Annotated in this window: 16 protein-coding genes and 1 pseudogene; 14 read left to right on the top strand and 3 right to left on the bottom strand. The window is 71.1% G+C overall.

Translation table 11 applies throughout. From position 1 onward, the window contains the following. Window positions 1–33: 33 nt before the first annotated feature. Window positions 34–321: pseudogene (locus ACGBYP_RS03205) on the top strand (hypothetical protein); the annotation flags it as partial. Between the two features lie 134 nt (window positions 322–455). Here ACGBYP_RS03205 and ACGBYP_RS03210 read toward each other — a convergent pair. Beyond that, window positions 456–947 (bottom strand): MarR family winged helix-turn-helix transcriptional regulator, encoded by a 492-nt coding sequence (locus ACGBYP_RS03210; RefSeq protein WP_411581813.1) that lies wholly within the window; start codon window positions 945–947, stop codon window positions 456–458. Between the two features lie 186 nt (window positions 948–1133). Here ACGBYP_RS03210 and ACGBYP_RS03215 point away from each other — a divergent pair, with 186 nt between their 5' ends. The 3 genes from ACGBYP_RS03215 (at window position 1134) to ACGBYP_RS03225 (ending at window position 4175) form a co-directional block, all read left to right on the top strand. Beyond that, a complete protein-coding gene (locus tag ACGBYP_RS03215; RefSeq protein WP_411581814.1) occupies window positions 1134–2081 on the top strand; it encodes an NADP-dependent oxidoreductase in 948 nt (315 codons plus the stop codon). Window positions 2082–2284: 203 nt separating this feature from the next. Continuing rightward, complete coding sequence (locus ACGBYP_RS03220) at window positions 2285–3157, top strand: dioxygenase (protein WP_411581815.1); 873 nt, start codon at window positions 2285–2287, stop codon at window positions 3155–3157. 28 nt (window positions 3158–3185) lie between these two features. Continuing rightward, complete coding sequence (locus tag ACGBYP_RS03225; RefSeq protein ID WP_411581816.1) at window positions 3186–4175, top strand: amidohydrolase family protein; 990 nt, start codon at window positions 3186–3188, stop codon at window positions 4173–4175. A 92-nt stretch (window positions 4176–4267) separates the two neighbouring features. Here the strand turns inward: ACGBYP_RS03225 and ACGBYP_RS03230 are convergent, their stop codons facing one another. Further along, entirely contained in the window at window positions 4268–4804 is a 537-nt protein-coding gene (locus ACGBYP_RS03230; protein ID WP_411581817.1) for a hypothetical protein, read from the bottom strand. A 73-nt stretch (window positions 4805–4877) separates the two neighbouring features. On the opposite strand from ACGBYP_RS03230, the gene ACGBYP_RS03235 reads away from it, so the two are divergent. The 5 genes from ACGBYP_RS03235 (at window position 4878) to ACGBYP_RS03255 (ending at window position 9615) form a co-directional block, all read left to right on the top strand. Further along, a complete protein-coding gene (locus tag ACGBYP_RS03235; protein WP_411581818.1) occupies window positions 4878–5444 on the top strand; it encodes a MarR family winged helix-turn-helix transcriptional regulator in 567 nt (188 codons plus the stop codon). An 82-nt stretch (window positions 5445–5526) separates the two neighbouring features. Beyond that, window positions 5527–6018: a MarR family winged helix-turn-helix transcriptional regulator gene (locus ACGBYP_RS03240; RefSeq protein ID WP_411581819.1), complete on the top strand. Its 492-nt coding sequence runs from the start codon at window positions 5527–5529 to the stop codon at window positions 6016–6018. Window positions 6019–6105: 87 nt separating this feature from the next. Next, a complete protein-coding gene (locus ACGBYP_RS03245; RefSeq protein ID WP_411581820.1) occupies window positions 6106–7812 on the top strand; it encodes an MDR family MFS transporter in 1707 nt (568 codons plus the stop codon). A 349-nt stretch (window positions 7813–8161) separates the two neighbouring features. Next, a complete protein-coding gene (locus ACGBYP_RS03250) occupies window positions 8162–8704 on the top strand; it encodes a TetR family transcriptional regulator (RefSeq protein WP_411581821.1) in 543 nt (180 codons plus the stop codon). Between the two features lie 164 nt (window positions 8705–8868). Then, window positions 8869–9615 (top strand): SDR family NAD(P)-dependent oxidoreductase, encoded by a 747-nt coding sequence (locus tag ACGBYP_RS03255; protein WP_411581822.1) that lies wholly within the window; start codon window positions 8869–8871, stop codon window positions 9613–9615. A 185-nt stretch (window positions 9616–9800) separates the two neighbouring features. Here ACGBYP_RS03255 and ACGBYP_RS03260 read toward each other — a convergent pair whose 3' ends face one another. After that, a complete protein-coding gene (locus ACGBYP_RS03260; RefSeq protein ID WP_411581823.1) occupies window positions 9801–10382 on the bottom strand; it encodes a TetR family transcriptional regulator in 582 nt (193 codons plus the stop codon). 94 nt (window positions 10383–10476) lie between these two features. On the opposite strand from ACGBYP_RS03260, the gene ACGBYP_RS03265 reads away from it, so the two are divergent. The 5 genes from ACGBYP_RS03265 to ACGBYP_RS03285 all read left to right on the top strand — a co-directional run bounded on the left by ACGBYP_RS03265 (window position 10477) and on the right by ACGBYP_RS03285 (window position 15235). Further along, window positions 10477–11259, top strand: a complete 783-nt coding sequence (locus ACGBYP_RS03265) for an SDR family oxidoreductase (protein ID WP_411581824.1) — start codon at window positions 10477–10479, stop codon at window positions 11257–11259. Beyond that, window positions 11241–11651, top strand: coding sequence for a nitroreductase/quinone reductase family protein (locus ACGBYP_RS03270; RefSeq protein ID WP_411581825.1), 411 nt, complete (start codon window positions 11241–11243; stop codon window positions 11649–11651). The genes ACGBYP_RS03265 and ACGBYP_RS03270 overlap by 19 nt, the downstream gene beginning before the upstream one ends. A 757-nt stretch (window positions 11652–12408) precedes the next feature. Then, window positions 12409–12933, top strand: coding sequence for a MarR family winged helix-turn-helix transcriptional regulator (locus ACGBYP_RS03275; RefSeq protein WP_411581826.1), 525 nt, complete (start codon window positions 12409–12411; stop codon window positions 12931–12933). Between the two features lie 140 nt (window positions 12934–13073). After that, window positions 13074–13832: an SDR family NAD(P)-dependent oxidoreductase gene (locus ACGBYP_RS03280; protein ID WP_411581827.1), complete on the top strand. Its 759-nt coding sequence runs from the start codon at window positions 13074–13076 to the stop codon at window positions 13830–13832. Between the two features lie 122 nt (window positions 13833–13954). Next, window positions 13955–15235: an MBL fold metallo-hydrolase gene (locus tag ACGBYP_RS03285; RefSeq protein WP_411581828.1), complete on the top strand. Its 1281-nt coding sequence runs from the start codon at window positions 13955–13957 to the stop codon at window positions 15233–15235. Window positions 15236–15329: the final 94 nt, after the last annotated feature.

A 15329-nucleotide genomic window follows, 5' to 3' on the forward strand; every position in this document is an offset into this window, starting at 1 on the left:
CGCCACCGCACACGGCGGTCCAAGGTATTCGAGCTCGCACTCGTCGCCGATTTGTGCCGGACCGCGGCCATCCTCGGCGGTGACGTGCGCCTGCAGGCCTTCGTCGCGCAGGTGCGGGAGCAGAGCCCCCGCTTCGCCGCGCTCTGGGACGAGGGTCGCGCGGCCGCACACCGGTCGATGGTCAAGACGGTGCACAACCCCCTCGTCGGCGACATCACCCGGGACTGCGACGTCGTCACCGTCCCTGACGCAGACATCAAAGTCGGCATCTACTCGACCGCTGGAGAGCGGGCCGGACGCGGAGAAGCTCGACGTCCTTAGGGTTGACGCCGTGCGAACGGTCGTAGGGACGGGGAAGTGAACGGTCTTGCGCCCGCCTTGCGCATGCCCCGCTTCGAGGACGGCTCAGTCCCGGAGTCGCGTCAACAGGTGGAGGACGCGCGGCCGTCTTTGGATCAGGCGGTGGACGCCTTCATCGGGAGGGTGGTGTCGGGCGACGGCGTGATGATCTGGTGCCCGATCTGCGCCAGTTGCTCCACCTGGAGTTCAGTGAGCCGGTCGAAGACGAGGCGGCGGACCTCGCGGACGTGACCGGGCGCGCTGGCCACCATCTTCTCCCAGCCGTCTCCGGTCAGCGTGGCGAGCACGCAGCGGCCGTCACCGGGGTCGGTGGACCGGGCCACCCACCCACGCTTTTCCAGACGGGTCACCACCTGGGACAGGCGCGGCAGCGCCGCGCCGACGGCCGCCCCGAGCTCGGTCATACGCATCGTGCGGTCCTCGGCGTTAGAGAGCCCTACCAGCACGATGTACTCGAAGTGCGTGAGGCCGGAGTCGTGCAGCAACTGGGCGTTCAAGGCCGGCTGCAGGCGGGTCAGCATGCTCGTCAGGGCAGTCCAGGCCTGCTTTTCCTGCTGGTCCAGCCACTGCGGCTCCGTCTCGGGCACAGACCCCAGGCTACTCCCCGTCGTTCACGACTGAAGCAGTCCTGAGGAAGTTGCTTGCACCGTGAACAACATCGGGATAAGTTGCCTCACGGCTGAAGGTTCATGCGTGAACTATCACCCGCGGCGTTGTCGAGCTGGCGCGTGGGCGGGCAGTCGACATCTCGTCACACTCCTTGGAGGACAGCCATGCGCGCACTGCACGTCCCTGCTGCCGGCGATCAGCCGACCGTCGGTGACCTCCCGATCCCCGAGGTCGGTGAAGGAGGTGTCCTCATCCGCGTCAAGGCGGCCGGGCTTAACCCCATCGACAACCTCCTGGCCGCCGGTGTCATGTCCGGCATGCTGCCCCACGCCTACCCCCTCGTCGTGGGCCGCGACGCCGCTGGGGTCGTCGAGGCAGTCGGTGCCGGGGTCGACCACGTGCAGGCCGGGGACCACGTCTTCGGACATGTGCTCCTCGCCCCGCCCGTCCAGGCCGGCACCGTGGCCGAGTACGCGGTCCTGCCGGCAGCCAGCGTGAGCCACCTGCCCGAGGGGCTGGACTTCGTCACGGCCGCAGCTCTCCCGCTCGCCTCGGCCGCCGCCTCGGCTGCGGTCGCCGCCCTGGCGGGCGCCGTCGGCCCGGGCAGCGTCGTCCTGGTCAACGGGGCCTCCGGTGGGGTCGGGTCCTACGCCGTGCAGCTGCTCGCTGACCAGCAGGTCCACGTCGTGGCCACCGGTACCGCCGCCGACGCCGGGCGGCTGCGTCAGCTCGGTGCCGCAGAGGTCGTCGACCACACCGCCGGTCCGGTCGTGGAGCAGGTCCTCGCCATCCACCCGGAGGGTGTCGACGCCCTGGTCAACCTGGCCGGGAACAGCCCCGACCAGATCCCGCTGGGGGCGGTGAAGAAGGGCGGGCCGGTGGCCTTCACGACCATGGGTCCCGACGAGGAGGCCCTGGCCGGCGCCGGTCTGGTCGGCTTCAAGGTGATGGCCCGGGCCACCCGTGAGGTCACCGCCCCGATCGCGGCGCGGGTCGCCGACGGTTCGATGCAGGTCAGCGTCGCCGAGGTCCTCGACCTCGATCACGCCGTCGACGGCCTCGCCGTCCTGGCCGCGGGCACCGCGCGCGGCAAGATCGTCATCACCTTCTGACGCCCCGACCTGGCGATCGCCCGGTGATCGCTGCCCCGGCGGGGCCGCCCGGGCCACCGCACGGTCCGTCGCCTTGGCTGCTCCGCGTCCGGCCCCGCCGGACGCGGATCAGCCACGGCCACCAGTGCCCGCCGGGTCACCCCCGGTCTGCGGCACACCCGCGACGCCCTCCCCAGATCCGACCCGACCACGTGAGGTCCACGATGAACGCTGCTCCCGCCCCGGCGGCCGCCTACGACCGGTTCATGCTCGAGCAGGCTCCTGCCAGCCGCGCGCAGCGCCGCTGGACGGCGGCCGACGGCCCCATGCCGGCGCTGTACGTCAGCCACGGCGCCCCGCCGCTGTTCGAGGACGCGGGGTGGATCAGTGAGCTGTTCTCCTGGTCGCAGACCCTGCCGAAGCCGACCGCGATCCTCATCGTGAGCGCCCACTGGGAGGCGGCCCCGCTCACCCTGTCCGCGTCCGGCCCGAACACCCCGTTGGTCTACGACTTCGGCGGCTTCGCGCAGCGCTACTTCCAGATGACCTACGACACTCCGGACGCCAGCGCCCTCGCGGCGCGGGTCGCGGCCACCATGCCCGACGACGAGCCGGTGTTCCAGCACACCCGCCGCGGGCTGGACCACGGAGCGTGGGTGCCACTGAAGACCATGTACCCATACGGCGACGTCCCGGTGCTCCAGATGTCCATCCCCACCCACGACCCCGCCCGGCTGATGGACATCGGCCGCCGGCTGCGGACGCTGCGCGAGGAGGGTGTGCTGGTCATCGGGTCCGGGTTCATGACCCACGGGGTGCCCTACCTGACCCGCGACCAGTTCGTGGGCGGCATCGTGCCGTCCTGGTCCTCGGACTTCGACGCCTGGGCCGCCGACGCCCTCGCCCGTGGCGACGTGGACACCCTCGCCGCCTATCGGGACCTGGCACCCGCGGTCGGGTACGCGCACCCCACCGTCGACCACTACGTCCCGCTGTTCATCACCCTCGGTGCGGCCGGTGACGCCGAGACACCCGTCCACACCGCGATCGAGGGCTTCCGGTTCGGGCTGTCCAAGCGGTCCATCCAGGTCGCCTGACGGACGGCGAGGAAACGGAGACCACCGGATGAAGATCTACGGCGTCGAGGAGCACATGGCCACCACCGAGGTGGTCCGGGCATGGCGTCGGGCCGATCCCGGCCTCATCGAGCCGATGATGCGATGGGCCGTCGACGGCGACGTCACGCCGGCGCTCCTGGACGTCGACGACGGCCGCCTCGCCGCGATGGACGACGCCGGGATCGATGTCGCCGTCCTGTCCCTCACCACGCCGGGGCTGCAGAACCTCCCCGCCGCCGAGGCGGTCGCCCTGCAGGGGCCGACGAACGACGCCATCGCCGCAGCGGTGCACCGCCATCCCGATCGGTTCCAGGGCTTCGCGACGCTGGCCACACCCAGCCCGCCGTCAGCCGCCGCCGAGTTGCAGCGAGCGGTCAGCGAGCTCGGTCTCCACGGGGCGATGATCAACGCGCGCTCCGGCGAGCGGAGTGTGGACGCACCGGAGTTCTGGGACGTCTACGAGGCGGCCGAGCACCTCCGCGCCCCCATCTACCTGCACCCCCGCGCGCCCCTGCCGACCGTCAACCAGACCTACTACAGCGGGTTCGGCGAACCCGTTGACAGCCTGCTGGCCACCGGAGCGATCGGCTGGCACTACGACGCCCGGCTCACCCTGCTGCGCATGATCACCGCCGGCCTGTTCGACCGGTTCCCGCACCTGCAGGTGGTCCTCGGACACTGGGGGGAGGTCGTCCTCTTCTACCTCGACCGCATCTCCGTCCTCGACCCGATCACCCACCTCCAGCGACCGGTCGCGGAGTACTTCCGGACCAACGTCTTCATCACCCCCGGCGGCATCTCCAGCCACAGGTACCTGCGCTGGAGCATGGAGACGGTCGGGGTCGACCGCCTGATGTACGCCTCCGACTACCCGTTCAACCGCGAGCGCGACGGCTCCGTCCCCCGCTTCCTCGCCGACGCCGGGATCGGTGACGCCGAGCGCGAGGCCATCGCCGCCGGGACCTGGGAGGGCCTCGTCGCCGGCATCCGACGGTGATCGGTGCACGCACTGCTCGGCGCACGTGTCATGGGTGGGCTCCTGAGCCCAGCGGTGCCGGATCCCCGAGCGCGAGGGCGAACCTCACGGTGTCAGTGGGTGAGTGCGAGCTTGAGGACGACGGCCACGGCGGCGACCGCTGCGGCGACGATGCCGACCGTCCAGGCGCGGCGCAGCGGGACGTCGGCCCGCAGGCGGCGGTAGACGACACCGGTGCCCGCAACCCGGCCGAGCAGGACCAGCGCCGACAGCGACTGCCCCCACGGGGCCGAGATCCAGCCCAGGGCGGTGGCTCCGAGGAGCACCGCCGGGGTGACGCCGGAGCTGAGGATCGGGACGGCGTCGCGCAGGGCCACGCGTGCCGCCGTCCGGCCGTCCTCGCCGCCGAAGAGCGCGCCGATCGAGTGCGCCAGCACGTGCGCGACGAAGGTCGACAGGACGGTGCCGACGACCAGGACCACCGCCGTGCCCGACTCCACGGCCGACGGTGAGGCGCCGACCACGGCGGCGAGGACGAGGACGTTGCCGTAGACGAAGGCGGCGACCCGGCTCTCCGCCCGGTCGGCCGCCACGTCGTCGCGGTGGTGCATCAGGGTGGTCAGCGCAGTGCGCACGGGGCGGGCGGTCACCACGCGAGCCTGCCACCGGACGGACCGGCTTCGCGGTCGCTGCTGCGCCGGCCCGTACGCCTAGCCTGACACCGTGAGCGGACGGCCGGGGGCGACCGGGGACGAGGTGCCCGCCCCGGGGCTGTCCCCCGGGGACGCGGTCGGCGAGGCCAGGTCGCTGCCGGTGGGCGGCTCGGGGCCGGCCGGCGAGGTGGCCGCCGACGGTCCGCCGGGCGCGGCGGTCCCCGCGCTGGAGGCGGAGATGGCCGATCTGTGGCGGCGGAGCAGGGCGCGTGTGCGGGTGCTCGCCCGCCAGGTGCGCCCCGGACTGGACCCGGCCGCCTACCCGTTGGTCGTCCTGCTGGCGACCCGTGGTCCGCTCCGGTCCAGCGAACTGGGTGCGGCGCTCGAGCTGGACAAGTCGACGGTGAGCCGGCAGGTCGACTCGGTCGTCCGGCTGGGCCTCGCCGAGCGCTCGGTCGACTCCGCCGACGCCAGGGCCCGACTGGTCGGCCTCACCGAGGACGGGCGCACCCGGGCGGGGCAGCTCCGGGAGGAGCAGCTGGCCCGCTGGCGGGCGTCGCTGTCCACCTGGTCGGAGGACGACGTCCGTCGGCTCACCGCCTTGCTCAGCCGGCTGGGGCGGACCGGGCTCACCTGAGCGACACGGTTGTTGATACTTGCAACTTCTCCGGTCGTGGTTGACACTTGCAACTGTCAACCAGGCGGATGGAGAGCAGGTGATGGACGAGGTCGTCGGTGCGGCCCTGATGGACGAACTGCGCGTGATCGTGCGTTCGGCCCGGGCGATCGCCCCTGGCGTCGACGTGGACAGTCGGGTCCCGTCTCCCGTGGTGTCGGTGCTCGGTCTGCTCGACGCCGAGGACGGCCTGCGACTCGGCGCCCTCGCCCGGGGGCTGGGTGTCGATGCGTCGGTGGCCAGCCGGCACGTCGCCACGGCCATCGACCTCGGGTTGGTGGAGCGTCGGGCCGACCCGGTCGACGGTCGCGCCGTCCAGCTGTCGTTGACCGGGGCCGGCCGTGCCGAGCTCGTCGAGCGTCGGGCTGCCCGGCTGTGCTGGTTCTCCGGGGCCCTGGCCGACTGGACGGACGGCGAGGTCGACGACCTGCTGACCGCCCTGCGCCGGCTGCGCCGGGACCTGGTGGCCGCGTCTGCGTCAGCTGCTGCGCCGGGCCGCCTGCCCCTCTCCGTGGCGGCCGTCGCCGCCTCCTGATCCACCCGTCGGCAGTGTCGCCGGCCCGCGTCCCACACCCGTGGCGCCGTCCGGTGCCCGGGTCGCGTCCTGCCCGCGAGGAGATCCATGAGCACCACGCCCGACACCGACGCCGTCGGCGGAGCCGATGCGGGAGCGGCCGGCCGGATGACCCATCGGCAGACTCTGGAGGCGCTCTCCGGTCTGATGCTGGGCATGTTCGTCGCGTTGCTGTCCTCGACGATCGTCAGCAACGCACTCCCGACCATCATCCGCGACCTGCACGGCACGCAGGCCCAGTACACCTGGGTGGTCACCGCGACGCTGCTGACCAGCACGGCCACCACGCCCATCTGGGGCAAGTTCGCCGACCTGTTCAGCAAGAAGCTGCTGGTGCAGATCTCGCTGACGATCTTCACGCTGAGCTCGATCGCGGCCGGCCTCTCCTCCTCGGTGGGCATGCTGATCGGCTTCCGGGCCGTGCAGGGCATCGGCCTCGGGGGACTGCAGTCGCTGGTGATCATCGTGATCGCGGCGATGATCAGCCCGCGTGAGCGCGGCCGCTACACCGGCCCCATCGCCGCGGTCATGTCCTTGGCCACCGTCGCCGGCCCGCTGATCGGCGGCGTGATCGTCGACACCAGCTGGCTGGGGTGGCGGTGGTGCTTCTTCGTCGGCGCACCGCTGGCCCTCATCGCGCTCTTCCTCGTCCAGGCCACGCTGAACATCCCGGTGGTCAAGCGGGAGGTGCGCATCGACTACCTCGGCGCTGCACTCCTGGCCGCCGGCGTGTCCGACCTGCTCATCTGGGTCACCCTGGCCGGCGACGACTTCGCCTGGGGCTCGGGCACCTCGATCTCGCTGGTCGCCGTCGGAGTGGTCCTGCTGGCGCTGATGGTCCTCGTGGAGACTAGGGTCGCCGAGCCGATCATCCCGCTGCGCCTCTTCCGGGACCGGACCACGTCCCTAGCCACGGTGGCCAGCATCGCCGTCGGCGTGGCGCTCTTCGGTGGAGCGGTGTTCTTGGGCCAGTACTTCCAGATCGCCCGCGGCTACTCGCCGACCGCGGCCGGGCTGCTCTCGCTGCCCATGATCATCGGGTCGATGGTGTCGGCGACGGTGTCCGGCCAGCTGATCAGTCGGACCGGCCGGTGGAAGGGCTTCCTCGTCGGCGGCGCGGCCCTCATGGTGGTCGGCTTCGGGTTCCTGGCGACGATCGACCACGAGACGAACATGGTGCTGATCGGGGCCTACCTCGCGATCCTGGGCCTCGGCCTGGGCATGACCATGCAGAACCTGGTGCTGGCGGTGCAGAACACGGTCGCCGCCCGCGACCTGGGCACGGCCAGCTCGACGGTCACCTTCTTCCGGTCCCTGGGCGGCACGATCGGCGTCTCGGTGCTCGGCGCGGTCCTCGCCACCCAGGTGGCCGACCTGACGGTGCGCGGCCTGTCCGAGGCCGGCGTCGACAACGCTGGGGCAGGCGCCGGCGGGGCCGGCATCGGTCAGCTGGACCAGCTGCCGCCGGCCATCGCCGGCATCGTGCGGGCCGCGTACGGCGACGGGACGGCGCGCATCTTCCTCATCTCCGCCGTGCTGGCCGTGGTCTCGCTGGTTATGGTTGTGCTCATCAAGGAGGTGCCGCTGCAGTCCCGGAGCGGTGAGGAGCTGCGGCTGGACGCCGAGCAGGCCGCCCGCGCCGCCGGCGGTGGCGGCGCAGGCCCGGTCACCAGCCCGGCCCTCGAGCGGCAGGACGGCGCGCGACCGGACGCCGCCACGGGCACCGTGTCCACCGGCGGGCGCCGCGGGCACTGACGCGCCGTCGCAGTCGGGATCCGCAGGCCGACGTGGTGCAGGAGTCGTGCACCACGTCGGCACCGGCGCCTCGGGACCGGTGCGGACGCCTCGGGGACGCCTCCGTCGTCTCGTCGCACCCGCCTCGACCCGGGGACCCGGGGGACGACCTGCCGCCCGCGGCTCCGGGCCGGTCCCTGCTCCCCGGTCCCTCGGCGGGTCTCTGCCCGGAGGCGGCGGGGACGTGCCGACCGGTGGTGGTCCGAGGGATCGGGACCGGGCCGGGGCAGGGCATGGTGGGGGGATGACAGGTCAGCGGACGAGGGGCAGGCCTGCGGTCTCCTCGCGGGAGGCGATCGAGCGGGTCGCGATGAGGTTGTTCCTCGAGCGCGGGTACGGGGCGACGACGGTGGAGCTGATCGCCGCCGAGAGCCAGGTCAGCCGGAGCAGTGTCTTCCGCTACTGGGGTTCGAAGTCCGACATCGTCTGGTCGGAGTTCGACGTGCACACCGAGCGGCTGCGTGAGCTGCTGCGCGGCGTGGCGGTCGACCTGGCCACGATGGACGCCGTCCGGCAGTGCGTGGTGGAGAACCTGCGCACCTCCATGGAGGGCTCGGCGCTGTGGCTCGAGCGCTTCGCCGTCCTGGACTCGGCGCCCGAGCTGCGTGCCGAGGAGCACGCGCACTGGGTCGCCTGGGCCGAGGTGGTGGCCGCCTTCGTCGCCGAACGGCACGGTCACCTGCCCGGTGACGTCGTGCCACAGAGCATCGGGGGCGCGGTGCAGTCCGCCTTCCTCGCCGTCCTCCGTCGCTGGCTGGCCACCGACGACCGGTCCGGACACCTGCCCACGGCTTTGGACACCGCCCTGACCCCGCTGTGCGAGGTGCTGCAGGGGTGGCTCGACCGCGACTGACGGATCGGCCGTCGTCGGGGGAGGCCCGGACGGTGGCGGGGGCGCTCGTCCGGCCGTATTGTGACACTGGGTTTCACAAAAGCGTGGCGCCCGGTGGGACACCACCACACCTCCCGGCGCTGTCGAGATCCGGCGTCGGGACCTCCGACGGAACGGACAGCGTCATGGGCAAGCTCGACGGCAAGGTCGCCATCATCACGGGTGCAGCACAGGGCATGGGCGCAGCGCACGTGCGCCGGTTCATCGCGGAGGGCGCCAAGGTCGCGCTCACCGACGTCAACGAGGCCGGCGGGCAGGCGCTGGCCGACGAGCTGGGAGAGAACGCCCTGTTCGTCAAGCACGACGTCACGTCGCTGGAGGAGTGGCAGGCGCTCGTGCAGAGGGTCGAGGACACGTGGGGGCCGGTGGACGTCCTGGTCAACAACGCCGGCATCCTCGGCCCGATCGCCGACATCGTCGAGATCGACCCCGAGGCGTACCTCGCGGTCGTCGCGGTCAACCAGCACTCGCAGGTCTGGGGCATGAAGACGGTCATCCCCTCCATGCGCAAGGCAGGCGGCGGCGCGATCGTCAACATCAGCTCGACCGCGGGGATGGTCTCGATCGTCGGCGCGCCGAACGTGGGCTATGTCGGCAGCAAGTTCGCCTCGCGCGGCATGACCAAGCAGGTCGCGGTCGCCTTCGGCCCCGACCAGATCCGGGTCAATTCGGTGCACCCCGGCTACATCAAGACCCCGATGATGGAGGCGGCGACCGACGAGACCGGTGGCGGCATCGCCGAGGCCGTCCCGATCCGGCGGATGGCCGAGCCCGACGAGGTCTCCAGTCTGGTGCTCTTCCTGGCCTGCGAGGACTCGTCCTACATCAGCGGCATGGAGCACGTGATCGACGGCGGTCTCACCGCCTCCTGACACACCACGGTCGCGGCAGCGGGTGTCTGCCCGCGCCCCGACCGTACCTGACGGGCCGGCGACCTGGTCCAGGTCGCCGGCCCCCGGTCGTGTCCCACGCCTCCGCCTGTCAGCCACGAGGACGGGGCTCCTGGTCGTCGCGTTAGTCCGGTGGGCCGGCCGCGGGCGCCGGTGAGCTGGGCCTGTCAGCTGCTGACGTCCGGTGCCGCGACCAGTCGTGCGACCAGCTGGCGCAGGAGGCGGCGCCGGTGCTCGTGGGTGGCCGCGGGCTCCGCCCCGCTCGCGGTGACCGTGGCGCTGATCGGCGACCAGGTCATTGCCAGGGCGATCACCGTCTGCAGCACGTCCTCCGGGGTGAGGGAGGGGTCGATCAGCCCGCGCTCCTGGGCGTCGGCGATGGCCGCCGTCTTGGCGGCATGCCCCTCGGCGTCCTCGAAGAGCTCGCCGGTGCCAGTGCGTTCCAGCCGGGCCCAGCCGGCCAGCCGGACGAACCCCGGGTCGGCGAGATGGGCGTCGTAGACGCGGACGGCGTAGCCGGGCAGGTCGTCTGCAGTGAGCGGGGCCGCGTCCAGGATCTGCCTCAGGTGGAGGGCGAGGACGGCGTCGAACAGGCCCTCCTTGCTGCCGAAGTAGGCGTACATCTGCGCCTTGTTCGACTGAGCGGCCGCAGCGATCCGGTCCACCCGCGCGCCGGCGATGCCCCGCGCCGCGAACTCGGCGGTCGCGGCGTCCAACACTCGTCGTCGTGTGGCCTCGGCATCGCGCATGACTTCAGCCTACCAACCGGTTGGTTGACGAACGGGAGTCCGCATGTCACCGAGGTTTAGCAAGTAACCAACCAGTTGGTATCTAGGAGCGGACATGAACGAGCAGAAGACGGTCCTGGTCACCGGAGCGGGCAGTGGATTCGGCCGGGGCGTCGCCCTGACCCTGGCCCGGCAGGGGCACCGGGTCATCGCGGGCACCCAGATCTGGCCGCAGGCCTGGGACCTGCGCCAGCAGGCGGAGGCCGAGGGGCTGCCGATCGAGGCGATCAAGCTGGACCTGCTCAACGAGATCGACGTCCGGCACGCCTGGACGTACGAGATCGACGTCCTGTTCAACAACGCCGGCGTCGCCCACAGCGGGACGCTCACCGACATCCCCATGGCGCTGGTGCGGGCGTCGTTCGAGACCAACGTGTTCGCCGCCCTGAAGCTGACCAAGGGGTTCATCCCGGCGATGGTGGCCCGGGGCAGCGGCAAGATCGTCTGGAACTCCTCCGACGCCGGCCTGCAGTCCCCGCCGTTCGGTGGGGCCTACACCGCCTCCAAGTGGGCGATCGAGGCCATCGCGGCCACCCTCCGCGACGAGTTGGCGCCGACCGGGGTGAAGGTCGCGGCCATCCAGCCCGGCTTCTACCTGACCGGCTTTAACGACACCGCGCTGGAGGCCTCCAGCTACTGGTACGACCCCGCGACCGCCGTGCTGCCCACCTGGGAGGGCCCCTTCACCCCGCCCGGCCAGGAGGACCCGCAGCCCATGGTCGAGGAGATGGTCAAGGTCATCACCGGGGAGTCCGACCGCTACCGCACCGTCTACCCGCCGGCCATGGAGCAGGAGGTGCGGGAGTGGATCGACGCCGAGTGGGACAAGACGGTCTGACCACCGGCGACGCCGTCCGGGCCGCGCTGGCCATAGACCGGTCCTCCACGGCCCGGGCACGCACGGTCGACATCACCACCACCGGCGCCCGCACCGGTCGTCCCCGGCGGATCGAGATCTGGTTCTACCGCCACGAGGGCACGGTCTACCTCAGCGGCCTGCCCGGCCGGCGCGACTGGTACGCCAACCTGCTGGCTCAGCCGGAGTTCACGTTCCACCTGAAGCACGGGGTGCGGGCGGACCTGCCGGCCCGGGCGGTGCCGGTGACCGACCCGGCCCGCCGGTTGGCCGCCTTCACCGAGTTCACGGAGGACATGAACCAGCCGCACGACCCGGCCCGCATCGGGCGGCGGACCTCTCGGTGGGGGAGTGGCTGGCGAGCAGTCCGTTGATGGAGGTTGTGTTCGACGACCCCGGACTGCCCTGATCCGAGCGGCCGGGAGCTCACCGGCTGAAGGGCGACACCTGCCGCCCCTCAGCCGGTGAGGCGCCGAAGGAGGTGGGCGGGTCAGGCTCGCTACGCCGGTTTCGCGCGAGCGCCATTGACTCAGCCCGGCGCATCCATGGAGCTGCCACTCGAGCGGGTGCGCCCGAGCTCGTCGCGTGGTCGGACAGTTAGACCGTGAGGGAACGTCCTTTATCTAACGGCCCGGCCGCTACACCGCGATGCGCGCCAGGAGCGGGACTTAGTCCTGCCAGCCGCGGTCTCGGTAGCGGTGCAACTGCAGGGACCGGAGGCCGGCGGCGAGGTACCGATAGAGCACGCCCTCGCCGACCTCTGATGAAGAACACTATGGGGACCACGTCGCGTATCGCGATGTGCGCGCCGTCCTGGTCGCAGGCCTCGGCCCACACGACCCAGAGGCCTACCGACCAGGCGCTTGGCACTCGGCGTTCCCCGCCATGAAGGGCCTGCTGGACGGCGGAAGCTCATCCGCCGATGGCACGTTACGGTTGTGGTCGCAGTCAGCTGTCTGCTCCGCTTGGGCCGCCCCACGCCAGAGTCTGCCGTTACCCGACCATGCCGATCCGGCCAATGCCCCGCTCCGCTCGGCTGAGTACTGACCGGTCGGTTCCCCACGTGGTGGTTCATGGTCGCCCATCCGGCTGCGCACAAGTGGGTGAGCCCCCCTTGCCTACCTTCGCACCGTGACCACCTCCGACCCAGACTCCCCAGTTCCCGTGGCTCACACGACAGACCCGATGCCCGGGTACCGGTCGTCGGCGTTGACCTCGCTGGCCGACCTCGTGGCGCTGTGGTCGTCCATGGAGTTCCAGGTCCGGTGGTTCCGGCAGGAAGCCGGCGAGCTTGATCCCACGTCGTGGAAGCTGATCTACCGGATCGCCGTGCACGGGCCTACCCGACCCTCGGAGCTGGCCGAGATGTTGGGGGTCACGCGCTCGACCATCAGCAAGGTCATGGCTGCTCTCGAAACCGCCGGCCTCGTCGTCCGCACCCCAGACCGCCATGACCGGCGCGGTGTCCGGGTCTCGCTGACAGCCGAGGGCGTCCGCGAGGCGCAGAAGCTCTTCGACGGGGCTGACGCCATGATGGTTCAGCTGCTGGAGGGCTGGTCGGATGAGCGGCGCCAGCACTTCGCCGAGGCGCTGGAGGAGTTCGTGGACAAGGCCCGCCGGTTCCCTCGGCAGGAGCCTCAGCCCCCGCCTTCATGAGCGATCGAAACGGGTCTCCATTACCCGACTCCAGGTCACACGGCGCCGTCTACACACCCGAAGTAGTGTCTTAGCGACACCACACCGCTGGTCGCTGGCCCCAGCGGTGCAAACAGATTCATCGAGCATGGGAGTGCACCGTGGACCAGCAGGCAGCGTCGGAGATCATCGTCATCACCGGCGCCGGCAGCGGAATGGGCCGAGACATCGCGGTGGACCAGGCAGCACGAGGCCGGCACGCCGTCCTCGTCGGACGCCGCCTGGAACCGCTGCAGGAGACCGCCGCCGCGATCAGCCCAGCATTGAGCACCGTGGTGGCCGCCGATGTCAGCACCCGTGAGGGCGCGGCCCAGGTACGCGAGGCGCTGGCCGGGCGGCCGGTGACCGGGTTCGTCGCGAACGCCGGCGGGCAAGGCGACTTCAAGGACTACAACGGCGACCTCGAGCATGCAGAGGACGCGTGGGAGCAGGCGCTGCGCAAGAATTTCTACAGCGCCATGCTGCCGATCGAGGCGCTGCTGCCGCACATGGTCGACCAGCTCGGTCGCATCGTGCTCATCGGGTCGACCTCTGGTCTGGATGGTCGCGGCGGCCCGTACGCCACCGCCAAGGCCGCCCTGGCCGGCTACGGCCGCGAGCTCGCCGTGCGTGCCGGCGCCCGGGGGATCACAGCCAACACGATCGCCCCAGGATTCGTCTCCGACACCGAGTTCTTCACCTCTGGCGGGTTCGGTGACAGCGCCGCGTTCGTCGACCAGGTCGCTGCTCAGACCCTGGTCGGGCGGGTCGGCGCCCCCGCCGACGTGACGTCGGCGGTGCGCTGGCTGCTCGGTGATGATGCCGGGTGGGTTACCGGACAGACCATCGTGGTCAGCGGCGGCACCGACATGGCCCGGTGAGAACACCCCGGCGACTGACCCGCCCGGGTCGCACCAGGCGAAGGCACCCGCGGCGCCGCTGGGTCCGTCGCGCACTCCTGGCCACAGCCGCTCTGCTGCTGACCGCGGTGGCCAGTGGCTTGGTGTTCATCCGCACCAAGCCCTTCGGCGCCTCCCCGTCTGGGCCACGTCAAGCCCGCATCGAGCAGTCACCCCAGTGGCACGACGGCCAGTTCACCAACCCCCAGCCGCTCTGGCATCCCCCCGTCACCACGGGTCTGGCAGTTCTCCTCCACGGCGCCGACCTCACCACCCCAGATCCGCCGCTGGACATCGCTCCGACCGACACCGGCGTATGGGCGACCCCGCCGAGCTCGGGACTGCGCGTCACCTGGTTTGGGCACTCCTCCACGTTGATGGAAATCGACGGCGCAAGGGTGCTGATCGACCCGTTCTGGGGCGCCGCCGCCGGCCCATCGACCCTGATCGGGCCTCGACCCTTCTACGCTCCTCCCGCCGCGCTGGACGACCTGCCCCCCATCGACGCAGTGGTCATCTCCCACGACCACTTCGACCACCTCGACCAGGCCACCGTCACCGCGATGTCCAAGTGGACCGCCACCGTCTTCCTGGTGCCGCTAGGCATCGGCGCACACTTGGAGCGGTGGGGCATACCCCCCGACCGGATTCGCGAGCTGGACTGGTGGCAGACCACCACGATCAAGGACCTCGAGCTGGTTGCTACCCCAGCCCGGCACTCCTCCGGACGCGACCCGCTGCGCAGCAACCAGACGCTGTGGTCGGGGTGGGCGCTGGTCGGGCCCAAACACCGCGTCTGGTATTCCGGGGACTCCGGCTACTTCCCCGACCTCGCTGAAATCGGTCGACGTCTGGGTCCTTTTGACATCACGCTGGTCGAGTCCGGCCAGTACACCCCCGAGTTCCCCGACGACCACTGGGGACCAGAGCTGGCTGTACAAGCCAACGAGCTAGTCGGCGGCAGACTCCTCATCCCGGTCCACTGGGGACTGCTCACCTTGGCACTCCACACCTGGACCGAACCGGTGGAACGGGTCCGTGAGGAAGCCAGATGCCGCCAGCAGCCCTACCTGATCCCAGTCCCCGGCGTCCCCACCGAACCCTCACCGTCCGCCGTCGCCGATCAACGACAGTGGTGGCCCGACCTTCCCTACCGCGCCGCTGCCGACGCATCGGTCGACCCCACCGTCGACGGCAACCCCACCCACCGCGTCGACATCACTCCGTGCGTGCTGGGTGAATCAGCGCGAGCTCTTAAGGGCTCATCCAGTCTTGGGACCGCATCAACTTTCGGCAACGTGGAAGGGCTGGTTTGCCGAACCGCAGCCAGGCCAGCGCTCACATGGGGCTCCGCTTCGGGGCAAGGGACACCACCCGGGCGCTGAGCTGCAACTGCTCCTCGGTGAGGGTCTGCAGGGCACCGCGGGCTCGGGCCTCGGCGAGCCGGCGCTGTAGGGCGCTGGGCGCCTAGTTCCGGTC

Origin of the sequence: Modestobacter sp. SSW1-42, assembly GCF_046635825.1 — a bacterium.
Classification (GTDB): domain Bacteria; phylum Actinomycetota; class Actinomycetes; order Mycobacteriales; family Geodermatophilaceae; genus Modestobacter.